We start from the raw sequence: 22424 nt of genomic DNA, 5'->3' as shown, positions 1-22424 counted from the left end.
GCAACCCGGCCCACCGGCCGGGCGAATGCCGAGCGGCACAGCCCCATCCGCACCAACGCATCAAAGGAGAAGCAGTGAGTACCAGCAGAACGCGCAGGAGGATGCGCAGTCCCGGAGGGCGGGCAGCCCTCGCGGTGACGCTCGTCGGGCTCGTAGCGACGTCGGTCGTCGCGATGCCCCAGGCGATGGCCGCGCCGGGTGACAACATCGTCGTCAACCCGGGATTCGAGGACGGGACCACCGGCTGGATCCCCTCCGGCGGTGGCCAGTTCGCGCTCAGCGACGACGCGGCCTCGGGCGAGCACAGCGGTGCCCTGACGGATCGGGGCGCCTTCTACGACGGACTCAAGGGCGAACTTGCCGAGCCGCTGGCCCACGACGGGCAGTACCGCGTCACGGCGAAGGTCAAGCACACCACGGGGGCGGACGAGGAACCGTTCGGGCTCGCCTACTGCCCGGCCTCCGGCGCCTGCGTCGCCGCGGCCGACGCCATCAAGCAGGTCCAGAAGGGGGACTGGGAGGAGTACTCGCTCGATTTCATTCCCGAGGAGTCGTCCAACTACAACGAGAACCACGCCGAGACGGTCTTCTCCCACTTCCAGTTCGAGACCCCCTGGTCCTCCACCGTCGACTTCCTCCTCGACGACGTCAGCATCGTGCGGCTCGACACGCCGGCAGGCATCCTCCCCGAGGGCACCTTCGAGGACGGCGGCCACGAGGGCTGGTACGTCGTCGACGGCCGCGAGGGCGAGCTGCAGGTCACCTCCCCGGGCGCCGAGTCCGACTCGGCCCTGCAGATCACGGGCCGCACCCAGACCAACACGGGCCCGGCCGCTGACGTGGCAGGCAAGCTCGAGGAGGGCGCCACCTACCGGCTGGAGGCGGACCTGCGCTACACCGGCGGGAACGAGACGCAGGGATTCGCCTTCACCATCTGTGACGACGCCTTCACCTACGGAATCTGCCTCAACGCGGTCACCAGGACCGTCACGCAGGGGGAGTGGACCAGCTTCGACGACGAGTTCGTCGCGGACGTCCCGAACTCCGGCGTGGGCGGCGTCGGGGACTGGCGGCGCGCGTTCTTCGAGACGGACTGGACCGGGGAGCCCGAGGCCTCCGACCTGGTGGACTTCGAGATCGACAACGTCTCGCTGGTCAAGGTGGCCGACCCGGCCGAGGAGCCCGCCGAGGACGGCAAGTCCCCGGTGGAGGACGTCCAGGCCAAGCCCGTCGGGGACCACAACCCGCTCATGGGCCACAAGTTCGGTGCGGACCCGCACCACGTCGTGTTCAACGACCGCCTCTACATCTACTCCACCAGTGACGACCAGCAGTACCAGACGGCGGAGAAGAAGCCGAACGGCCTGCCCGTGCGCGACGGTGGCTACGACCGCATCAACACCCTCAACGTGATGTCCACCGACGACATGGTCAACTGGGTTGACCACGGTGCCGTGCCCGTCGCGGGCCTGGACGGGATCGCCAAGTGGGCCGGCAACTCCTGGGCGCCGGCCGCGGTCTCGGCAGACCTCGACGGTGATGGCACCGAGGAGGTCTACCTCTACTTCTGCAACGGTGGCTCCGGCACCGGGGTCATCGTCGGCGGCTCGCCCCTGGGCCCGTGGGAGGACCCGAACGGCCAGATGCTGATCGGCCAGAACAACCCGATCCAGTTCCCGCAGGGGATGTGGCTGTTCGATCCCGAGGTCTTCGTGGACGTCGACGGCCAGCCCTACCTGTACTTCGGCGGCAACTGGGACTTCGCCCAGGACCCCTACCACCCGAAGTCCACCCGTGTCGTCAAGCTCGATCCCAACGACTACACCAAGCTCGAGGACCCGAGTGGAGCCGGAATCACCGTCATCGACGGACCCGGGATGTTCGAGGCGTCGTCGATGTTCGAGCGCAACGGCACGTACTACTACTCGTACTCCTCGAACTTCGCGGTGGGCAACTCGCAGTACGACGACAAGATGATCGAGGGCCAGGACTACCCGGGCGCCGGGCAGATCGCCTACATGATGACCGACGACCCGATGGACCTGACCCGCGAGAAGTTTGCCGGCACGCTGTTCGCCTCCCACGGCAAGTGGTTCCCCGGCTCGGGTGGCAACAACCACTCCGACGTCTTCAACTACCAGGGCAAGACGTACTTCACCTACCACACGCAGACGATGGGCCTGGCGTGGGGTGACGAGCTCAACAACGGCAACGTTGTCAACTACCGCAGCGTCCACCTGGACGAGGTGGAGTTCAACGAGGACGGCACCATCAAGGAGGTCGAGGGCACAAACGCGGGCGTGGAGCAGATCAAGGACTTCGACCCGTACCGCACCTTCGAGGCCGAGACGCTCGCCTGGCAGCTCGGTGTCCGCACCGAGCAGGTCGACACTGCCTCGGTGGAGTTCCCCGAGCACAACGACAACGGCAACACCGTGCTCACCAAGATCGATGACGGCGACTTCACGGGCATCTCGTCCGTGGACTTCGGCGACGGTGCGGCCGAGGTGACCGCGCGTGTCAAGCCGCTGGTCCAGGGCGCCACGATCGAGGTCCGCCTGGACTCCGAGACCGGGCCCGTCGTCGCCACCATCAACGCGGACTCCGCGGTGGGTGAGTGGAACGACGTCACGGCCGAGGTGGCCGGCGCCACCGGCGTGCACGACCTGTTCTTCGTGTTCCGCGGCCCCGAGGGCGAGCGCCTGATCGAGGTGGACAGCTGGGCCTTCACCGCGGCCGGCGACGAGCCGACGACGGATCCCTCCGAGGACCCGTCCGAGGATCCCTCGCCGGAGCCCTCCGAGGATCCCTCCGAGGAGCCGACGCAGCCCACCCCGACGGTGGCCCCCTCGGCCCCGGGCACCACCCCCGAGTCGGTCGACGTCTACACCACCCCCGGGTTCCACCGGGCGGGCGGGCGCCTGTGGCACACGGAGTGCGAGCCGTACTCGCAGACCGTGCGCTGCCGGACGTCGATCTGGGCCACCACCATCAAGAGCGAGGGTGGCCGCTTCGTGCAGACCAACGGTTGGGCCTTCAACAACCTGACCTACCTGCCGATGATGTCGCGTGGCCAGTGGTCGCACAACCCACTCGGCACCAGCGGGTCCTGGACCTCTGACGGCCGGCAGTGGCGCACCGAGTGCGACACCGCCGCCACCGGCCGGGGCGGTTGCCGCAGCTACATCCTCACCGACGTGGCCGCGGCCGACGGCTCGACGGCCTTCAAGCAGTCGAGGCAGTGGGTGTTCAACAACATCGTGAGGTTCGCCAACTGAGCGATTGCGCCGACGGCGGTCCGGATTCCTGCAGGAACCCGGGCCGCCGTCGGCGCGTTGTGCCATGCTGGGACTCGAAGCTACGCTTGCGTAAGCTACGGTTGCGTAAGTTGATTTCCGGAAGGGGACGCCCGTGCGCGGACAGAGCGACCAGATGGTCCAACTGCTGACGCCCGAGGGCGCACCATTCCCTCCGAGGCGGGCACGCCGTCGGCGCTCAGATCGGCGCGCACCCGGCGGTGCCCGTTGACGCCGTTGGAGGCGGTGTGGCTGTGGATCACCGCGGCGGTCACCTCCGCCCGTCGGGTCGCCGCCGGGCCCGGGGTGTCGCCTCGCTTCACCCACGAGTAGTAACCGGCGCGTGACACGTGCAGCAGTCGGGTCATCAACCCGACCGGGTGGGTGGCCTTCTCCGCGTGGATCAGCGTGAACTTGTCGGTCACGGTTGCGTCCTGGCGAAGAAGGCCGCGGCTTTTTTCAGGAACGCGTTCTCTTCCGACAGCCGGCGCACCTCGGCCTCCAACGCGGCCAGGCGGGCCGCCTCCACCGGGGGCGGGGCCTTCACCGGGTCGGGGTGCTGTTCCCGGTAGATCTTGACCCAGTAGCCCAGCGAGCTCTCATTGATCTCCAACTCCCGCGCGACCTGCGCGATCGGCCGCTGCGCGACCACCACGAGCTGGACCGCGTCAGCCTTGAACTCCGGGGTGTACTTCCTGCGTATCGATGACATCTCGTCTCGTCGTTCCTTCCTGGTAACGACTGTCCACGAGAAGTGTCACACCCCATGCAGTCGTGAGGGTGGGGACCAGGGGGTTGCGGAGGGAGGCCCCGACGACTGCGGACTGGTGGGTGGGGTTGCGGGTGGACACGATCGCGGTCGGCACAGGCCGGCGTGGACCGACCTTCACCTGGGCCCAGTCGTTGACGCGGGCGTAGGACGAGAGGATGCGGATCCATTCGCGACGGTTCCAGACGAAGACGCCCCTTTGGCCGGCTGAGCCGGCGGTGGCCGCCGTCCACCAGCGACCCTGCCAGGGTTGTCCGGGATCACCACCCCCAGACTCCAGATCCTGCAACCGTCGCGTCACCGAATCGAGGCGAAGCTCTGGAGAGGTCACCAGCCGGTCCCACTGCGCCATCAATTGCGTCTTGGTCAAGGGCGGCAACTGTGACAGCGCTGCCCTCTGCATGCCGCGGTGCTGGTCGGCATAGTAGGGCGACTGGGGGGCGGCATGGTCACGCAGACGCGCCAGCATGCGCTGCCGGTGATCATCGAGCTGGGTTCGGGTCCAGCGATCATGCTGTTGGGTCCTCCAACGGGTCACCAGCAGCTCTCCGAACAGGGCTGTCATGGCCAGCTCCCAAGGCTGGCTCTCTCCGTGACAGTAGCGGTCCCACCCGACCCCTTGGATGTTGAGGCCGCGTCGGCGGCCCTGGCCACCGCTCGAAGCAGTGCCGCGAATCGGTCCATGCCTTCGGCGACATGGGCGACCTGGAACTCCACCTCCGCGGTGGCGCCGAAGACGTCGCCTGCCCCCGACGGGGGCCGGTTCGTTGGCGACGGGTTGCGTGAGGATCGGCGTGGCCGTGCCGTCCGAGGTCACTTGTAACGGGTGCGCTGACTGGACAAGTGCAGTGTGCGGGTCCAGTTGCCGTGGCGTCGTGGTACCAGGTGGGTGGATGCCGTGGGGAGCGGCCCGTCTGGTCACTTGTACCCCCTTGCCTTGGCGTTCGCTGGGTTTCTGTGGGTCGGGCACTCCGCGGCGGCCAAGTTTCAGTGGCGGTGCCCGGCGCCGGGGCGGCCGTGCATGAGCAGCATCATGCCTGCGCAGAGGAGGCCGCCGATCAGCGCGCCTGCGCCGCCTCCGCTGAACAGCGACCACAGGCCGAACCCGATCAACGGTAGGCACATCAGGAGCATGTGCCACATGTGGCCACCGTGGCCCTGGTGCTGCTGGGCGGGTCCGGTGGCCGCGGGTGGGGTGTCGGGGCCGGTGTCGGTGGGGCGGTGTTGGCTGTGGAGGCTCATGAGCCGGGTTCCTCTCGTTCGGGTGCTGCTTCCACTGTGCGGGGTCCGGATTCAGATCCGATCCGCGGCCGGTCAACCTCTGATCAAGAACGGTTCAGCTGCGGACGAGGCGGGCGATGGCTGTGGAGGCCTCGGCGACCTTGGCGTCGCGGTAGGCGGGGTCTGGGGAGTGGATGGCCTGGGTGAGGCAGTGCTGGAGGTGGTTGTCGACCAGGTCCAGGGCGACTGAGCGCAGCGAGCCGGTGACTGCTGAGGTCTGCGTGAGGATCTCGATGCAGTTGGCGTCCTGATAGACCATGCGGGCGATGCCGCGGATATGGCCTTCGATCACGGCGAGTTGGCCGATGAGTTCCGGACGCTGTGGGTTGCCGGTCATGTGTCCTGGACCTGGTCTGGTTCGGCGGCTAGTGGTGGTGCGGTGCGGGGGTGTGAGCCTCGGGTTGGTGCTCGGCCGCGATCTGGGGGTGTCCGTAGCGGGCGGGGTCCGCGTCGAAGGCTTCGGCGCAGTGGGTGGAGCAGAAGTAGATCGTGGTCTCGCTGCGGGTGCGGGTGGCGGCCGCGGTGGCGGGCTTGACCTTCATTCCGCAGACGGGATCGATGTGGGTGGTGGCGGTGGTCTTCTTGCCGAACATGGGGGTGTCCTTTCCTGTGGTGTGGTGCTGGGTGGTGGGGGTCTCGCCGCCGATTTCGACGACGGGGGTGACGGGGGAGCCGGTGGTGGGGGACTCGTGGATGGGGTGTGGTGCCCAGCGGCGGAGCCGGTTGGCGTTGGTGACCACCGACAGTGAGGACAGGGCCATGGCTGCGGCGGCGACCATGGGGCTGAGCAGGATCCCGAAGACGGGGTAGAGCAAACCTGCGGCGATGGGGATGCCGAGGGTGTTGTACAGGAACGCGAACACCAGGTTCTGTTTGATGTTGCGCATAGTGGCCCGCGACAGGTCAACGGCGGTGACCACCCCTGACAGGGCGCCGGAGATCAGGGTGATGTCGGAGGATTCGATGGCCACGTCGGTGCCGGTGCCGATCGCGGAGCCGACGTCTGCCTGCGCGAGGGCGGGGGCGTCGTTGATGCCGTCGCCGACCATTCCGACGATCTTGCCTTCGTCCTGGAGGCGTCGGACCTCGGCGGCCTTGTGGGCGGGCATCACTTCGGCGACCACGCGACGGATCCCGACCTGGGAGGCGATCGCGGCAGCGGTTGCCCGGTTGTCGCCAGTCATCATGATGACCTCGATGCCGCGTGCCTGGAGGGCCGCGACCGCGGCCGGGGAGCCGTCCTTGATGGTGTCGGCGACCGCCACGATTCCCGCGGGGAGCCCGTCGACGGCCACCAGCATCGGCGTCTTGCCCCCTGCTGCGAGCGCGTCATGCAGCGGCCGCAGCGTGTCGGTACTGATGCCATTTTCGTCGAGAAGTCGCCGGTTGCCGACCAGGACGTCGTGGCCGTCGACGTGGCCGCGGACGCCTTGCCCGGTGACCGAGTCGAAGTCAGTGACCTCGCCCAGGGTGAGACCGCGGTCGGTGGCGCCGGTCACGATCGCCGCCGCCAGGGGGTGCTCGGAGCTGTTCTCGATAGCGGCGACCCAGCCGAGGAGCTGGTTCTCATCGAACGCTGCCACGGTGGCGACGTCGGTGAGGGTCGGTACACCCTTGGTGATGGTGCCGGTCTTGTCGAGGATGATCGCGTCAAGCTTGTGCGCGGTTTCCAGCGCTTCAGCGGAGCGGATCAGGATGCCGTGTTCGGCTCCCTTGCCGGTGCCCACGGTGATCGACATCGGGGTCGCGAGCCCCAAGGCGCAGGGGCAGGCGATGATCAGGACCGAGACGGCGGCGACGAGCGCAAACACGAACACCGGCGGGGGACCCACCAGCAGCCAGATCGCCAGCGTCCACACCGCGATGATGATCACGACCGGGACGAAGTAGCTCGAGACCTTGTCCACCAGCCGTTGGATGGGGGCCTTCGAGCCCTGGGCCTCACGGACCAGTTTGATGATCTGGGCGAGCAAGGTATCGGAGCCGACCTTGGTGGCGACATAGCGCAGTGCCCCGGTGGCGTTGATGGTTGCGCCGATGATGGTGTCACCGACCGTCTTGGCCGCAGGGATCGACTCCCCGGTCACCATCGACTCGTCGACCGCGGAGGATCCGTGAATCACCTCACCGTCAACGGGCATCTTCTCCCCGGGGCGGATCACGATCACATCCCCGACCACGACGTCCTCGACCGGGATCTCCAGCTCCACATCTTCGCGTAGGACGCGGGCGGTGCGGGGCTGCAGGCCGATCAGTTTGCGGATCGCCTCACCGGTGCCGGCCTTGGCTTTGGTTTCCAGGAGCCGGCCGAGCAGGATCAACGTGATGATCACCCCGACGGCTTCGAAGTACACCTGCCGCAGCTCCTCAGGCAGTAGTCCGGGGGCGAAGGTCACCACCAGGCTGTAACCGAACGCCGCGACGGTGCCGAGCGTGATCAGCGAGTTCATGTCTGCGGTGCGGTGCGACAGGGCACGCCATCCCACGCGGTGGATCGGCCAGCCCGACCACAGCATCACCGGCGCAATCAGCGCCAGCTGCAACCAGGGACTCATCAAGATCTCAGGCACCCAGGTGGCGCCGAACAGCTCGACGGCCATCACCGCGATCAGCACCGGGGCGGTGAGGATAGCGCCGATGATCACCCGCCGGGTCAGGTCCCGGATCTCCACAGCCCGCTCTGCCTCATCATCGGCACCGTCGGTCGCAAGACCGGCCACTGCCGGGGAGGCGGCCACCTGCGCGTGGTGATGACCCGATGCTGTGGTGGGGGTGGGTGCGGTGTGGGGGTCGCCGGTGACGCGGATCAGACCGGAGACCATGTTCATGCCGCATGCGAAGCGGAACTCGCCGGCCTCAGTCGGGGTGAACTCGACGGCCGTGGTCCGGTACGCGGGAAGGCTCGCGTTGACCTTGAAGTCCGGCACCACCACCCGCGAGGTGCACTCGCCACCCTCTCGGCGGTCGAACATGATCCGCACCGGCATCCCCGGACGCACCCCGTCGATCACCCCCGGGTTGTAGCCGCCGTCGACAGTCACCTCCACCACCTGAACACCATCTTCGATGCGGACCTTCCCTGCCCGTTTCGGGCCGAAGAAGAACCACAGCAGCAACCCGGTCAGGACCACCGCCCCACCTATGACCAGCCAGAGCATCACAATCTCCACTTCCACTCGACTCCCACCCAGTACCCTGGGGGGGTATGTATCCAGGGTAGGCCCGCGCAGGTCCGGAAACGACCCCGATGGGGTCAGGCTTCGGTCAAGATTTCCCGACCGTCGTCCACAGGGGCTGTGGTGAGGGCATGTCGGAGCCGGCTGGGTCGGGGCCGGCGCCGGCGTCGGGTCAGTTCGAACCCGGAGCGGTCGAGGGTGGCCCGGACCTGGGCGCTGGTCACGGCGCCGGCCGGTGCCAGCGTCAACAGCGACTCCCCGTGCGGCTCCAAATCCATCCCGACGGTATGCACCCCGGGCAAGGCCCGGACCGCCTCCACAGCGCTGATCATGCAGCGCCAACAGCTGAGCCCGCGCACCCCGTAGGTGGCCTGTGTCATCGTCGTCACGTCGAATCACCCTCTCTTCCTGGTCGGTTTCGCGTGTTCATGTTCGATGGTGCCCCCCGCGGTGTCGGGAACCGGTCTGGGTGGGGTCAAGATCCCGACAAGACCCGGCCACGTGGACGGATCTTCACCGCACCCTGTCCGGGTCCTACTCGTTGTTCATGTGACCGGCGGTGTGGCTCACCAGCCGGCGGGGCCGACAGCCGTCGGGTGTATGAGGGCCCGGCGCGGTGGTCGAAGGGTGATCCACATGGCCGCCAACACGCCGAGGAGCCCGACGGCGGTCCATCCGCCCGGCCACTCGCCCAATGCGACGGAGGCCAACCCGATACCAAGGACCGGAGTCAGGTACGTCCACGCCGTCAACGTGTCGAGCCTGGCTGCGGCGCGCCTCGGCGAACCACGCCACGGTCGTCGCTGCGGTACCAACGAGGGCCAGAAACGCCAGCGAGAGGACGAAACGGGGAGTCCACGCGATCACCGGCAAGCCCTCCACGGCCGCGGCGAACACCATCAGTCCAGCCGCGCCCATCAGCAGGTGCCACGCCGCGGCCGTGACCAGATCCAGCCCGGTGCAGTGGTAGCCGCAGTCATTGACCCAGCCGACCAGTTGGGCGACCGACGTCTGGTTCGGGTCATATGTGACCGTCGCGGTCTGGGAGACGGCGCTGGCCTCGACGGCCAGCACGCCGGGTAACCCCAAGTAGCGTTCTCTCGATCACTGATTCCGAGGTGGCCCAGTGCAGGCCACCGGCCTCCAGGACCGTGGTTTGCTCTTCATGATCGGGTCTTCCTCTCCGACCGCTTGGCCGACAGGTCGTGCGCCGACGGGCTCGGCGGATGCCTGCCCGTCCGTCCGGTCTCAGGCCGTCGTGGCCCTGACCGGGGCGGGAAGGAACTCGCTGGTCACGGCCCCGGCCGGGGGCAACAGCGACTCCACCGGCGGCTCCAGATCCAGGTCGACGCAGTGGACGCCAGATTCTGGAGATCGCGGTGCCCCGCGAGCACCACATCCGCTCGGACGCCATCTGAAGAGCTGCCGCTTGAACCCATCTCGACCACCAGCCATTGAATCTCGAGTTTGGCACGCACCCGCCACGGAGCTTCGACCTACGCCGAAGCGCCCTTTCCTCAACTTCCGAGCCGACACGGGGGACCCGTGGTATCGACGCCGCCACCACACCCCAAAGGGGTATGTCATCAGGGTAGGCAGGGTGCAATCCAAAAAGTCACGGTCAGGTGGTCAGGCTTCGCTCAAGATCCGCCTTACTGTGTGGCGTTACCTCGTCCAGGCACGTGGACGGGGATCTTGACCAAACCTTGTCCGGGTCCTGCTCGTTGCTTGAGATGACCGGTTGAGACTGGGCAGTGAGGCCCCGCGGTCACGTCGCGCGCCTGGAACAGTTTCGACGATGGGAGTGGGCTGTGTGGCCTGAGGTGTTCTCGATTTTTGGTGTGGGGATCCAGAGCTATGGGCTGAGTAAGGCGCTGGCGCTGCTGGTCGGCGCGTTCCTGTTGGGTCGCGCGTTCACGCGGATCGGTTACGACAAGGAACTGGCGCACTCGATCGCGTTGTGGGCGACGGTGTGGGGGTTCGTCGGCGCGAAGGTGTACTACCTGATCGCGAACTGGGACAACTTCAGTTGGCACCTGTTCGGCGGGTCCGGGTTCGTCTGGTACGGGGGATTGATCGCCGGGTCGATCGCGGTGATCGTGATGACTCGACGCCACGATCTGCCCCTTGGGCGGGTGGCGGGCGCGATGGCGGCGCCGCTGTCGGTGGCCTACGGCATCGGCCGGATCGGCTGCTTCCTGGCCGGTGACGGCACCTACGGCACGCCCACCGATCTGCCCTGGGGGATGGCGTTCCCCAACGGAGTGGTGCCGGTCGACGTTCCGGTGCACCCGGTCCAGCTATATGAAGCGGCCGGTGCGTTCCTGATCGCCGGCATCTTGTGGGTGCTGGGCCGCAGACTGCGGCCGGTGGCCGTGTTCGGGTCCTATCTGATGCTCAGCGGAGCGGCCCGCCTCCTCGCCGAGATGGTCCGCATCAACCCGCACGTCGTGCTCGATCTCACAGAGGCGCAGCTGATCGGCATCGCCAGCATCATCCTCGGCGCCGCCCTGATCCTCCGAGACACGTTCCATCCTGCTGCTCCAGTCTCAAACGTCTCCGCCGCCGACCCCTCGTCGGCTGCCCCCAGCCCCCATCCGGTCGGACGGTGAGCGGCGCGATGGACACGATCACCGATACCACCCCAGGCGTGACAGGGGGGCGTCGCGGCTTCTGGGGTGCGCTCTGGGCCGGCACACGGGCCACCCTCGGTGCGTTGATGGGCCTGGCGCCGCACGTGATGCACCACATCGGGTTCCTGGCCGGGGCTGCGCTTCTGACGGGATTCCTCGGCAACACGCTGCTCTACGTGGTCGGGTTGGCGTTGAGCATCCCCCTGCTGCGACGGCTGCATCGCAGGTTCGGCACCTGGAAGGCCCCCGCAATTGGGATAGCGGTGTTCACCGGCCTGTTCGCCCTGTCGGCATTCGTGATCGGGCCACTGTTCAACCCCGCCACCTCCAGCGACCAAGACACCCCCACACCGGCCGCTTCCGCCAGCACGACCGGCACCGAAGACCACGAGGGGCACCACAGCCCCTCACCCACCCGATGATCAACACCACAAGAAAACGAAAGGAAAAAGGGCACATGTGCAATCACGAACACGGACACCAGCACGGGAACCAGCAGGAGGGAGGCTGCTGCGGCGGCCACACCGCCCACGGCCAGGGTGGCGGTCATCACTGTCAGCACGATGTAGTGGCCGGCCCCGGCGACGAACTGGTCGCCTGCGTGGTGCGCGGGACCAGCACGCTGAAGTCCACCGCGGAGACGGCCGGCTTGTTCCGCGACGTTGAAGGCGAGCGGTACTATTTCTGCTGCCGACGCTGCCAAGACCTCTTCGACGCCGAGCGCCTCGCCTCAAGTCCAGCCGCCTAACCCCCAGGTCTGCATTCGCACCGACCCGAGGGCAACGACAAGGCGCCCATCCAGCCACGCCGGCTGGACGGGCGCCTCATCGTTTGTGCGCCTGGGGTCAGAGGCCGGTGAGTATCTCCTGCATCTCGGTGATTTCGGCCTGCTGGTCGGCGATGATCTTCTCCGCCAGCGCCACCGCGTCGGGGTTCTGGCCCTCGGCCAACTGCTGCTCGGACATCCCGATCGCGCCCTCGTGGTGGGCGATCATGGCCTCGAGGAACGCCTGATCGAACTCGGCGCCCGTGAGGCCGTCGAGTTGGGTCATCATCTCTTCCTGGCTCATGCCGTTCATGTCCATCCCGCCCATGTCCATACCGCCGTGGTCGTCGGGGGAGACGTCTTCGCCCCAGGCGCTCAGCCAGGCGGTCATTTCGTCGATCTCCGGGCCTTGGGCTGCAGAGATCCGCTCGGCGAGCGCGACGACCTCGGGGCTTTCGGCTCGCTCAATGGCCAGCTCAGACATTTCGATGGCGCCCTCGTGGTGGATGATCATCATCTGCGCGAAGGTGGTGTCCTGGTCGCTGTGATCGGCGGCGACGTCCGTCGAGGCACTCGCCGACGCCGACGCTGACTCGGTGGCCGTGGCGGAGGTGCTGCTGGTCGGAGTGGTGGTCGCGGCTGGGGGAGTGGTGCTCTGGTCTGCGCAGGCTGCCAGGGTGGCCGTGAGGACCAGCCCCGCCAACGTGGCGGTGATCTGCTTCGTGCGTGACATATTCGTGCTCCGTTCCTGGCCGACGGGGCTCGCCGGTCCTTGATCTCGAGGCTATGGACCCTCAGCTCTCGATCCAACCCGTGGAAGGTCAAGAATCGATCAAGACACGCTCCGGTTCTGGCGCGGTGGCGAGGGGAAGGGTGAGGGTGAATGTCGAGCCGTGTCCGGGGCCGGGGCTGGTTGCGGTCAATGAGCCGCCGTGGGCTAGGGCGAGGCTGCGGGCGATGGTCAGCCCGATCCCGGAGCCGCCCGCATCGCGGGCCCGGGCGGTGTCGGCGCGGTAGAACCGGTCGAACACCTTCGAGAGCTGCTCCGGGGTGAGGCCGTCGCCGGTGTCGGTGACCATGAACACCACCTCGTCCCGGGACTCGCGTGCGCTGATGTGCACGATCCCCCCGATGGGGGTGTGCCGCAGCGCGTTGTCGAGGAGGTTGCCCAGGATCTGTCCCACCCGCTGCGGATCCGCTGCGACGAAGCCCGGGTCCGAGTCCGCGGACAAGACGACTCCCTTGGCCTGGTATCGGGTGGCGACGGTGGCGACGGCGGGCTCTATGAGGTCCCACACCGCCTGGGTCTGGGTATCCAAAGTGAATCGACCTTCCTCGGCGCGGGATACGTCGTCGAGGTCGGCGGCGATCTTCTTGAGCCGGGCGGCCTGGAGGGTGAGCAGCTGCTGGCTGTCGTGGTCCCAGGGGACCACGTCGTCGATGACGGCCTCCAGCTCAGCGGTCAGCGTGGCCAGGGGGGTGCGAAGCTCGTGCGCCACGTCCGAGAGCAGCCGCCGTCGGCTGGTCTCGGTGGAATCCAGGCGGCTGGCCATGTCGTTGAACGCGTCGGCGACGGCCGTGAACTCGGGACTTGTTCCACTCTGGGGGACGCGGGCGGTGTAGTCGCCTGCCTCGAGCTGGGCGGCGGCTGCGGTCAGTTGTTCCAGTGGGCGGCGCAGCCGCCTGGTCTCGATCCAGGCCAGGCCGATAGCCAGCGTGAGCGCCACCACCAGCCCGATGCCCAACGATCTGACGCCAGCGTCGAGGAACGCCTGCTCCACATGCCCCATCTCGGCAGTTCCGTCCGCGTGACCTAGTTGTTGCAGGTGTTCGTGGAACAGTGGGGGCCCGACCACCACAGCGATCAGGGCGGCGGTGATCACGCCGACCGCCACCACCAGGGCCTGGGTGAGGAAGGTGCGGGTTCCCCACCGCATCCGGCCCACGAGACCGCGCAGCCTGGTCATGCTCCTGGTCCCATCCGGTAGCCGACTCCGCGGACGGTGAGGATGTAGCGAGGTTCCGCGGGCGGGTCGTCGAGCTTCTTGCGGAGATTTGCCACATGCACGTCGACGACGTGATCGTCGCCGACCCAGCCCGGGCCCCACACCGAGTCGATAATCTGCCGCCTGCTCAGCGCCACGTTGGGCCGGCCGGACAGTGCGTCGAGGATGTCGAACTCGGTGCGGGTGAGCCCCACCTGCTGGTCGTCGACCCACACGTCGCGGCCCTCCGCGTCCACCCGCAGCCGCCCGAACTCGCGAGGCGGGGCCGGCTGTGTGCCGTGGGTCTGGCGGCGCGGGCGTCTCAGCACGGTGTTGACGCGGGCGACGAGCTCGCGGGGGCTGAACGGCTTGGTCAGGTAGTCGTCGGCGCCCACCGACAAGCCGATCAGTTTGTCGACCTCGTCGGCGCGGGCGGTCAGCATCAGGATGTAGCAGTCGGAGAACAGCCGGATCTGGCGGCACACCTCGATGCCGTCGATGCCGGGTAGGCCCAGGTCAAGGATGATGACGTCGGGGTCCAGGTCTTGCGCCGAGGAGACGCCGTCCGGGCCGGTGTAGGCCAGGGCGGTGTCGAAGCCTGCCTTGTTGAGGTAGGAGGCGACGATCCCTGCCAGCGGGCGCTCGTCGTCGATCACCAACACACTCGACCTGCGGGGCTCAGCCATACAGCCATTATTGACACTCCCCGCCCGCCACCCCACCCCCTCACGGTGCTGGGGGAGTGTTCTTGGCCGAATCTTGACCCGGGCTGAACCGTTCCCTGATCTGGAGGGTTGAGGCTGGGATCGTGAACGAGATTCCGGCATCAGCACCGCCGACCGCCCCGACCGAGGTGGTCAACGTCACCTTGGTGACCACCCCCGCCTGTCACTTCTGCGACGACGCCCATCAACGCCTCCACGATCTGGAACGTGCAGGATTGTTGCGGCTGACGGCAGTGCCGGCGGAGTCACCGCAAGGTGAGGCGCTGATCGCCGAGCACCGCCCTGGGAGTTTCCCGCTGACCCTGGTGGCGGGCAGGTACTTCCACGCCGGCCGCATTCCGCGAGGCAAGCTGGCGCGGCTCGTCGACCGCCTCGGTGCCCGCTGATGGGTGCCGACTTGCTCAGCGCGGGAGGGATCCTGGCGGCGTTCCTCGCCGGCGGCGTCGCGCTGTTCGCCCCGTGCTGCATCGTCTTCCTCGCCCCCAGCTATCTGGCCGCGGCGGCGAAGAACCGCCGTTGGCGCCTGATCCCGCTGACCTTCGTGTTCGCCGCCGGCCTGGCAGCGGTCCTGGTCCCGATCACCATGGGGGTCAGCCTGATCGCCGGCGCCATTGCCAAGTACCACGTGGTTCTCTACTGGGCCGGCGGCCTGTTGATGATCGGACTCGGCCTGTTGGCGTTGTCGGGGGCGATGTGGTCGATGCCGTCGTTCCTCCGGGCGCCTGACACCGCACGCGGGGACACTGCCACCTTCTTCAGCCTCGGCGTGTTTTCCGGCATCGCCTCCAGTTGCTGCGCGCCGGTCCTGGCGGGCGTGATGACCCTGTCGGCGCTGTCCGGCTCGCCCGTCGGTGGGCTGGTGCTCGGTCTGGCCTACGTGTTCGGGATGGTGATCCCGCTGTTCGTGATGGCACTGCTGTGGGACAAGCGACCCGAGCGGATGCGCAGCCTCCGCGCCAAGCCCATCCGGATCAACCTGGGCCGCTTCACGCTAGCCACCAACACCGTCAACCTGCTGGTCGCCGTCGGGTTCGTGATCATGGGCATCCTCGTGATCGGCCAAGCCGGCGCCACCGAGATGACCGGCGCCGACGCCCCGCTGGTCGGCATGGGCGCCTGGCTCTCCGAGGTCTTCGCCTGGCTGCTCGCGATCACCGCCCCTATCCCCGAGGCCGTCCTCGGACTGGCACTGCTCGCACTGGTGGCCGTGTTCGTCATCGCCACCCTTCGCGACCGCCGACACGCCAAGCCCACCGCCGCCGTCCATGACTGCTGCGACACCCAACCAACACCGACCCCCGCGCCCGAAGGAGCCAGCGCTCCGACGACACTCTCCCAGGAGCCACGATGACCACCACGAACCCCGCACCCTCACGGCGCGAGCAACTCAAAGCCCGCCAGGAGGCCGAGACGCGCCGCGACACGAAGCGCCGCACCTGGAGCCGGATCATCGGCGGAGTAGTGACCCTGATCGTCGTCGTCGTCGTCGGCTACGGGCTGTGGACCGCCATCCCAGAACAAGGCGACACCCAGCGCGTCGCCCCCGACTTCACCCTCACCACCACAGCCGGCGCCACGGTCACCCTCAGCGACCTACGACCCAGCCCGGTGCTCATCTACTTCAACGAAGGCGCCGGCTGCGCCTCCTGCACCATGCAGATGGCCGAGATCGAGAAGAACCCCGGCTTCGCCGAGGCCGGCATCCAGGTTTTGCCAATCGTCATGAACAGCGCCGAGCAGATCCTGCCCGACATGCAGCAGTTCGGCGTCACCACCCCCTACCTCCTCGACGACGGCACCGTGTCCAAGGCCTACGACGTCCTCGACAAGGGCATGCACCCCGGGATGCCCGGACACGGCTTCGTCCTCATCGACGGCGAGGGCGTCCAGCGCTGGTACGGCAACTACCCCTCCATGTGGCTCGACCCCCAGGAACTCCTCGACGAAGTCACTACGCGACTGCGGTGAAGTCATTGCGGGGGACGTGTCGTTCGGTCCGAGTGCCCCGCGGCGGCTTCAACTCACTGGTACCGCTTGAGGATCTCCTTCATCTGGGCGATCTCCCTTTCCTGCGCCTCGACGATCTCGCTGCAGAGCTGTTCGATCTCAGGATCGGTGATGCTGGCCTCCTGGCACACCAGGATGGCGCGTGAATGGTGCGGAATCATGGAGGTGAGGAATCCCTCGTCGCCTACCCCCACCTCGTTGCGGCCCGTGAAGAACGCCGCAAGAAACAGCGCCAGGAACCCGACGAGCAGGATGATGTTGAGGGTCTTGTTCTTGAGCATCGACCACATGCCCACCGTCATGAGCACCGCCATCGCGGCCACCATGAGGACGGCCATGTACAGGTTGCTGGGATTGAAGTAGAAGTGGTCGAGGCTGCGGACCATCGACATGCTGAGTGCCCACATCAGTCCCAGGTTGACCAGGAGAATCGCCCCGAACTCCCAGTACATCGCATGCGAGTGCTTGTCCTTCCCGCTGTCCTCGGTGTGGTGTCGCGGTGCGTCGCTTGTCATGGCGGCTCCTTCCCTTCACCTCACCTATACCCACATCCTTGCGATTCTAAACCCACGCCTCGTCGGGCAGACCGGGTCTCAGTGGTGAGAGCTGCGTTCCAGTGCGCTGTGGGAGGGGGTCTCGATCCCGAACACGAGCAGCCCGCCGGCGGTGACCTCCGCCGGGTCGAAGAGCCGGCGGACGCCTTCGATGAAGGCGTAGATCCCGACGGCGAGGAGGATCGCGGACTGGGCGCCGGCGGCCAGCACCTCTGCGCGACGGTAACCCCAGGTCCGCTCCGGTGTGGGTGGCCGCAGGGCCAGGGAGAAGGAAGGCCACAGCGTCGACGGGGCCCTGGCGCTAGTCAACGACTCCAAACGAGAACAGCCCTGCTACCCGGCCTGATCCACCTTGGGGATCCGGGCGCCGGAGATCCACTCCCTGTGAACCTCCCCAGCGTACGAACACCACCTCGAGGTCCTCGAAGGGCCCAACCGGCCCTCAGCTGACTTCTTCCACACCCGGATCTCGACGGCGGCTTCACCCAGCGCTTGGGTGAGCTCGGCGACCTCGTCCTCGAGCTGCTGCTCGCGGGACGTGGGCTTCGACTTGCCCGCCTCAATCCCCGCCTTCCCGCCCTCGAGGAACTGGGTGCTATTCAGCGACATGTACGACCACTATGGTCGCGCGTGTCGCCAAGCTGACCCTTTCAGAGTGAGGCGAGGGACGAACCCCCGTGTCGAGAGGCTCCCCACGACGCCCACCAGGGCGGCCTCTGCCCGCGCCCTTCGATTCACGGCCCCTCGCCCCTCGGGGCCGCTACTCAGGGGGACGTTGTGGCGACCCCCGTCGTTCCTCACGGTCGGCCCGTTGCGCTGGTCCGTAAACTCGTGATGTGAACGACCACTCCATCCCCGACGCCGACGCACGGGCCTTCGCTGCCCGCCGGGAGTCCGCGGTGGCGGGGATCGCGGCCACTGCCGTCGCGCTCGGCATCTCCGAACTACTGGCTGGCATCCTGCCCGGCGGGCGATCGCTGGTTGAAGCCGTCGGTGATTCTGTGATCGACGTCGTGCCGGGCTGGCTCGAGCGGGCGGCCATCGCGCTCCTCGGGACGGCGGACAAGCCGGTGCTCATCGTTGGGATCCTCCTCGTCTCGATGCTCGTGGGCGCAGGCCTTGGGCTGCTTGCGCGGCGGAGCGTCGCTCTGGCGTCGATCGGACTGGCTCTCTTCGCCGTGCTTGGTGTCGCCGCGGCCCTCGGGGACGAACGGTCTGCAGCCTGGGCCGTCGTCACGTCCGGTGTGGGCGGGGCCGTCGCCGGAATCGCCGCCCTCACACTTTTGATGCGCGCCGCACCGGCACCGGTGAAGTCCAGGCAGGAAACCGCCCCCGGAGAGGCAGGAGCCGGGCGGCGAGGCTTCCTGCAACTGGTCGCCGTCGCGGCTGCGGTCGCTGGTGCCGCTGCGGCTGCAGGACGCTGGGTCACGTCGTCGCAGCGGGTGGAGGAGTTGCGATCGGTGCTTCGGCTTCCCACACCCGCGACACCCGCACCCCCGGCGCCGCCGGAGGCGGAACTGGCACTCGCCGGGCTCACGCCACTGTTCACCGACAACGATGAGTTCTTCCGCATCGACACCGCCCTGTCGATACCACAGGTCGACCCCGAGCAGTGGTCGCTCGAGATCAGCGGCATGGTCGAGCGCCCCTTCACCCTGACGTACGAGGACCTGCTGGCCATGCCGCAGGTCGAGTCCGACATCACGCTCGCCTGCGTCTCGAACGAGGTGGGTGGCAACCTCGTCGGGAACGCCCGCTGGCAGGGGGTGCCGCTGCGCACCATCCTCGAGCAGGCCGGGGTGCAGGAGGGCGCCACCCAGCTGCTGAGCCGGTCGGTGGACGGGTTCACCGCAGGCTTCCCCGTGGCTTTGGCGATGGAGGACGGGCCGTTGGTGGCGCTGGGGATGAACGGCGAACCGCTGCCGACGGTCCACGGCTTCCCGGCCCGCCTCGTCGTCCCCGGTCTCTACGGCTACGTCTCGGCCACCAAGTGGCTCTCGGCCATTGAACTGACCACCTTCGAGGCCGAGGCCGGGTACTGGATCCCCCGCGGCTGGTCGCGAGAAGGCCCCATCAAGACACAGTCGCGCATCGACGTGCCACCCACGGCGTCCGTCCTGAAGCCAGGGCGCCAAGCGATCGCCGGGGTGGCCTGGGCCCCGACGCGCGGGATCGAGGCCGTGGAGATCAGCATCGACGAGGGCCCCTGGCAGGAAGTCACACTCGCGGCCAGCCTCGACGTCGACACGTGGCGGCAGTGGTTCTACGAATGGGACGCGACGCCCGGCCCCCACTGGATCTCGGTCCGCGCAAGCGACGGGCTGGGGGAGACGCAGACCGACGAGCGCGCTCCAGTCGCGCCCGACGGCGCCACCGGACATCACAGGGTGCAGGTGCGGGTCGTGGACTGACCGGGGATCTGCTCTTGTCTGCGCCGAGTTCATCGCGTTGGCGGATAATGGGGGTGTGAGCGATGCGCTGACACTTCGAGAGTTGCGGGGGCTGTTGTACAGAGCCGACGCCGAGGCGATCGTCGACGTCCTGAACTCTGACCGGCAAAGGCCCCAGTACTCCCTCCAGATGACGGGCGACCTCGTCCTCGTCGCCGTCGACGGTCATGGCCCCGCAGTGGAAGACGCTGCTCGACGGATCGCCACCGAGTTGCGCGAGCGAGACTGGGAGGGTGACGAGGAGCTCGCCCTACAGATCGAAGCCGCCTACGGTTGGGTTCCTGTCCCGCTGCTGCGACCGCAACCAGTGGATCTGGACGCATTTTCCTCAGTGCTGGAGGGAGACCCCGCGCTGGGCGGGGGACGGCTCGAACTCGCCACCGGGGAGGCGTGGCCCGAGACGGTCTTCGATGAGGCGTACACCGGCATCCCCTATGACGAGGAGGCGGACGCCCCCGATCGTTGGCTCAGGGTTCACTGTCTCGGGTCCCGGGAAAGCTACCGCGACATGGAGCGGTTCATCGACACGGTCGACGACGAACGGCTCGCGGAGAGACTGTGGCGGGCGATCCAGGGCCGCGGTGCGTTCCGACGGTTCAAGGACGTGCTGTACGACTGGCCGGAGCACCAGGAGCACCAGGAGCGCTGGTACGCGTTCAATGAGGACCGCCACCGGGGTCGCGCCCGCGCCTGGCTAGTGGCCGAAGGCTACGCGCCCGTGCCACCACGCCGCGATTTGTGACACGCTCGCTTCGTTCGTCCTGAAGAAATGGGGTGCCAGCACCCATACGGGCCTCGCTGGAGCGTTTCTTCAGGGTGAAGGCTCGGGAGATGGCCTGAGAACCGTCCGCGATCGAGAAACCGGTGATCCAATTCCTCGCTGAGCCGCCAGGCACGCCCCTCGATACGCTCGCTCGTTCCTCGCTCGCTACTCGGGGAGACGTGGGGACCGGCGCTGTTCCTCGTTCGCTACTCGGGGATGGGGCGGCGGGACGAGGGGCGCGCCAACACGTTTCCCTGAGTAGCGGCCGTGAGGAACGAACGGGCGCGAAGGTCTTATGGTCTGTCAAGTGGTGTGGGGGAGGTTGTTGAGGTCTGTTTGGAGGGCGGTCCAGAGGTCTCGGGTGACGTGTCGTTTGAGTGCTCGGATGGCTTCGGAGCGGGTCTTTCCTTCGGATACTCGGCGTTGGATGTAGGTCTTGGATCGCGGGTCGGTTCCGAGGCGTCCGATGACGACGCGGTGGATGACGCTGTTGGCTTGCCGGTCGCCCGAGCGCGACAATCTCCACCGGCTGGACTTTCCGGATTGAACGGGCAGTGGTGCCACGCCGACAAGTTTGGCGAACGCGTCACCGGAGGTGATCCGGCCGGGGTGACCGGCGGTGATCAACAACTGGGCAGTGGTCACTGGCCCGACATGATGCTGGGCCAGCAGGGTCGGCGCGATCGGGGTGAGGATCCTGAGCAGTTGCGCATCGATCTCGACGATGGCCCGATCATGGTCGAGGCAGGCACGGGCGAGGTCCCTGAGGGCGAGTTTGTAACTGTTGACAGGGTCGTGGAGACGAGTCAGGTCGGGACGCCACGCGGCGATCCGGGCCAGTTTCTGGGCCGAGTTCAACCCCCGCACCTGGTCAGCGAGGTCGTCGGGACAGGTCACCAGCATCCCGCCTACACGGCCCCAGGCCCGCTGCCTGGAGCTCCGGTGATGGGCCCGCAGCACCATCAACGGTCGTAGCGCGGCGATCGCGGGATGATAGTGCTTGGCTAGGCCCTTCTGGGTGCCGGCCGCCGCCGCGGTCGCCGCCCGGTACGCGTCGAGCTCATCGGTCTTCCCGTGCCGGGCCCGGTCACCTCGTTCGGTGTGGTTGATCTCGATCACCTCGATCCCGGCAGCATGCAACACGGCGCTCAACCCGGCACCATAGGTGCCGGTCTGTTCCACCCCGGCCCGCGAGACCCTGCCATGACCCACAGCCCAGTCCAGCAACTCAAGATAGCCGGCCGGGGTGGCCGGGAACTGCTGGTCAGCCACCGGAGCACCGGTCGCCGCATCCACCAACGCCGCGTGATGGATGTCCAGATGGGTATCGATACCCACCACCACCGATCCTGATGGGGGGTTGCGGTGACGGCGCGTGTGTGATGTCTTGTACATGTTGCCTCCCTCAAGGCTTGTCACTATCAGCCGGGAGGGATGGCTCAGCAGGCCGGGGACCGGAGCACTACAGAGATGAGCCCCACACACGCGGGGCACGGTCTTATCAAGCTACCGCCCCGGCCTGACCCATCCCCCAACCCGCACGCGGGGTCAGACACCGGCCCGGATCTCCCAGGGATCAACGAGGCAGGGCACATCGCTGCAACGCCCTCCAGGGCAGTATCGAAGACAGCCACCACCACAAGACCACCGGAAAGCCCGGCACCCTCATCCTTGCTGATCCCCGGGAAACCCGGTACCCCCAATCCTCTCTGTATCGAAGGGCTCGTGAGATCACCAGCGTCCCTAGTCGGCGTGAAGAGTATCGATCCGCCGGCGGACCGGCAGGTTCATACTGAAGGTGTGAGGTCGAGTCGAACTCTTGCGTCATGGGTCGGCATCGTCGCTGTGGTGGCCGGGGGATCGCGCTCACACTCGCTCTTCTCGCTGGGAACCTAGAAGACGCGGCACGCGTGGTCGGGCTGGTCAAAGCGTGCGTGGGCCTCCTCCCGTCGGCAGCCCTCCCGACCGATTCCAAGCCGCCCCTGCTCCACGACGAGCGGCTTAGAGCACCATTGCATC

Annotated in this window: 24 protein-coding genes; 9 read left to right on the top strand and 15 right to left on the bottom strand. The window is 67.5% G+C overall.

Features of this window, described 5'->3' with window-relative positions:
• Nucleotides 1-101: 101 nt before the first annotated feature.
• Nucleotides 102-3278, top strand: a complete 3177-nt coding sequence (locus RPIT_RS07275) for a carbohydrate binding domain-containing protein (RefSeq protein WP_077341942.1) — start codon at nt 102-104, stop codon at nt 3276-3278.
• 95 nt (nt 3279-3373) lie between these two features.
• Here the strand turns inward: RPIT_RS07275 and RPIT_RS16125 are convergent, their stop codons facing one another.
• The 8 genes from RPIT_RS16125 to RPIT_RS15650 all read right to left on the bottom strand — a co-directional run bounded on the left by RPIT_RS16125 (nt 3374) and on the right by RPIT_RS15650 (nt 9596).
• Nucleotides 3374-3721 (bottom strand): hypothetical protein, encoded by a 348-nt coding sequence (locus RPIT_RS16125; RefSeq protein WP_077341940.1) that lies wholly within the window; start codon nt 3719-3721, stop codon nt 3374-3376.
• Nucleotides 3718-4008 (bottom strand): IS3 family transposase, encoded by a 291-nt coding sequence (locus RPIT_RS16120; RefSeq protein WP_077341938.1) that lies wholly within the window; start codon nt 4006-4008, stop codon nt 3718-3720. Before RPIT_RS16120 ends, RPIT_RS16125 begins: the two co-directional genes overlap by 4 nt.
• On the bottom strand, nt 3965-4630 hold the full coding sequence (locus RPIT_RS07260; RefSeq protein ID WP_077341936.1) for a hypothetical protein: 666 nt from the start codon (nt 4628-4630) through the stop codon (nt 3965-3967). Before RPIT_RS07260 ends, RPIT_RS16120 begins: the two co-directional genes overlap by 44 nt.
• A 422-nt stretch (nt 4631-5052) precedes the next feature.
• Nucleotides 5053-5307, bottom strand: coding sequence for a hypothetical protein (locus tag RPIT_RS07255; RefSeq protein WP_077341934.1), 255 nt, complete (start codon nt 5305-5307; stop codon nt 5053-5055).
• Between the two features lie 94 nt (nt 5308-5401).
• Complete coding sequence (locus tag RPIT_RS07250) at nt 5402-5683, bottom strand: metal-sensitive transcriptional regulator (protein ID WP_077341932.1); 282 nt, start codon at nt 5681-5683, stop codon at nt 5402-5404.
• A 28-nt stretch (nt 5684-5711) separates the two neighbouring features.
• Nucleotides 5712-8522, bottom strand: coding sequence for a heavy metal translocating P-type ATPase (locus RPIT_RS07245; RefSeq protein WP_226996365.1), 2811 nt, complete (start codon nt 8520-8522; stop codon nt 5712-5714).
• Nucleotides 8523-8599: 77 nt separating this feature from the next.
• Entirely contained in the window at nt 8600-8911 is a 312-nt protein-coding gene (locus tag RPIT_RS07240; RefSeq protein ID WP_077341928.1) for a heavy-metal-associated domain-containing protein, read from the bottom strand.
• Nucleotides 8912-9056: 145 nt separating this feature from the next.
• Nucleotides 9057-9596: a DMT family transporter gene (locus RPIT_RS15650; protein WP_218121658.1), complete on the bottom strand. Its 540-nt coding sequence runs from the start codon at nt 9594-9596 to the stop codon at nt 9057-9059.
• 767 nt (nt 9597-10363) lie between these two features.
• On the opposite strand from RPIT_RS15650, the gene RPIT_RS07230 reads away from it, so the two are divergent.
• From RPIT_RS07230 to RPIT_RS15645, 3 genes are read left to right on the top strand one after another with little or no spacing between them, the layout of a single operon-like run.
• Nucleotides 10364-11134 carry a prolipoprotein diacylglyceryl transferase gene (locus tag RPIT_RS07230; protein ID WP_237267847.1) on the top strand — a complete coding sequence of 257 codons (771 nt, stop codon included), beginning with the start codon at nt 10364-10366 and terminating at the stop codon, nt 11132-11134.
• The gene (locus RPIT_RS07225) at nt 11131-11577 is read left to right on the top strand and encodes a hypothetical protein (RefSeq protein WP_143028298.1); all 447 of its coding nucleotides are present in this window, start codon (nt 11131-11133) and stop codon (nt 11575-11577) included. Before RPIT_RS07230 ends, RPIT_RS07225 begins: the two co-directional genes overlap by 4 nt.
• Nucleotides 11574-11903 carry a hypothetical protein gene (locus tag RPIT_RS15645; protein ID WP_226996364.1) on the top strand — a complete coding sequence of 110 codons (330 nt, stop codon included), beginning with the start codon at nt 11574-11576 and terminating at the stop codon, nt 11901-11903. The genes RPIT_RS07225 and RPIT_RS15645 overlap by 4 nt, the downstream gene beginning before the upstream one ends.
• A gap of 97 nt (nt 11904-12000) precedes the next feature.
• Here RPIT_RS15645 and RPIT_RS07215 read toward each other — a convergent pair whose 3' ends face one another.
• From RPIT_RS07215 to RPIT_RS07205, 3 genes are all read right to left on the bottom strand, one after another.
• Nucleotides 12001-12654, bottom strand: a complete 654-nt coding sequence (locus RPIT_RS07215; RefSeq protein ID WP_077341920.1) for a DUF305 domain-containing protein — start codon at nt 12652-12654, stop codon at nt 12001-12003.
• Nucleotides 12655-12742: 88 nt separating this feature from the next.
• Nucleotides 12743-13888 carry a sensor histidine kinase gene (locus RPIT_RS07210; protein ID WP_077341917.1) on the bottom strand — a complete coding sequence of 382 codons (1146 nt, stop codon included), beginning with the start codon at nt 13886-13888 and terminating at the stop codon, nt 12743-12745.
• Entirely contained in the window at nt 13885-14592 is a 708-nt protein-coding gene (locus RPIT_RS07205; RefSeq protein ID WP_077341915.1) for a response regulator transcription factor, read from the bottom strand. The genes RPIT_RS07210 and RPIT_RS07205 overlap by 4 nt, the downstream gene beginning before the upstream one ends.
• A gap of 122 nt (nt 14593-14714) precedes the next feature.
• Between RPIT_RS07205 and RPIT_RS07200 the strand changes: the two genes are divergently transcribed.
• Genes RPIT_RS07200 through RPIT_RS07190 form a run of 3 tightly spaced genes read left to right on the top strand, consistent with a single transcriptional unit; the run spans nt 14715 to nt 16599 of the window.
• Nucleotides 14715-15017, top strand: a complete 303-nt coding sequence (locus tag RPIT_RS07200; protein WP_218121656.1) for a thioredoxin domain-containing protein — start codon at nt 14715-14717, stop codon at nt 15015-15017.
• Nucleotides 15017-15982, top strand: a complete 966-nt coding sequence (locus tag RPIT_RS07195) for a cytochrome c biogenesis CcdA family protein (RefSeq protein WP_077341913.1) — start codon at nt 15017-15019, stop codon at nt 15980-15982. The genes RPIT_RS07200 and RPIT_RS07195 overlap by 1 nt, the downstream gene beginning before the upstream one ends.
• Complete coding sequence (locus RPIT_RS07190) at nt 15979-16599, top strand: peroxiredoxin family protein (RefSeq protein ID WP_077341911.1); 621 nt, start codon at nt 15979-15981, stop codon at nt 16597-16599. Before RPIT_RS07195 ends, RPIT_RS07190 begins: the two co-directional genes overlap by 4 nt.
• A gap of 53 nt (nt 16600-16652) precedes the next feature.
• On the opposite strand, the gene RPIT_RS07185 is transcribed toward RPIT_RS07190, so the two are convergent.
• From RPIT_RS07185 to RPIT_RS07175, 3 genes are all read right to left on the bottom strand, one after another.
• Nucleotides 16653-17153, bottom strand: coding sequence for a DUF305 domain-containing protein (locus RPIT_RS07185; RefSeq protein WP_218121655.1), 501 nt, complete (start codon nt 17151-17153; stop codon nt 16653-16655).
• Nucleotides 17154-17231: 78 nt separating this feature from the next.
• Nucleotides 17232-17501 carry a cation efflux transmembrane domain-containing protein gene (locus RPIT_RS07180; protein ID WP_226996363.1) on the bottom strand — a complete coding sequence of 90 codons (270 nt, stop codon included), beginning with the start codon at nt 17499-17501 and terminating at the stop codon, nt 17232-17234.
• A gap of 24 nt (nt 17502-17525) precedes the next feature.
• Complete coding sequence (locus RPIT_RS07175; protein WP_226996362.1) at nt 17526-17801, bottom strand: hypothetical protein; 276 nt, start codon at nt 17799-17801, stop codon at nt 17526-17528.
• A gap of 227 nt (nt 17802-18028) precedes the next feature.
• On the opposite strand from RPIT_RS07175, the gene RPIT_RS07170 reads away from it, so the two are divergent.
• Nucleotides 18029-19603 (top strand): molybdopterin-dependent oxidoreductase, encoded by a 1575-nt coding sequence (locus RPIT_RS07170; RefSeq protein ID WP_218121654.1) that lies wholly within the window; start codon nt 18029-18031, stop codon nt 19601-19603.
• Between the two features lie 55 nt (nt 19604-19658).
• The gene (locus RPIT_RS07165) at nt 19659-20384 is read left to right on the top strand and encodes a UPF0158 family protein (protein ID WP_093665103.1); all 726 of its coding nucleotides are present in this window, start codon (nt 19659-19661) and stop codon (nt 20382-20384) included.
• 324 nt (nt 20385-20708) lie between these two features.
• On the opposite strand, the gene RPIT_RS07160 is transcribed toward RPIT_RS07165, so the two are convergent.
• Nucleotides 20709-21800, bottom strand: a complete 1092-nt coding sequence (locus tag RPIT_RS07160; RefSeq protein ID WP_077340044.1) for an IS110 family RNA-guided transposase — start codon at nt 21798-21800, stop codon at nt 20709-20711.
• Nucleotides 21801-22424 lie beyond the last annotated feature (624 nt).

It is taken from the genome of Tessaracoccus flavus (assembly GCF_001997295.1).
Taxonomy (GTDB): Bacteria; Actinomycetota; Actinomycetes; order Propionibacteriales; family Propionibacteriaceae; genus Arachnia; species Arachnia flava.
This window is presented reverse-complemented; position numbering and strand designations above follow the sequence as displayed.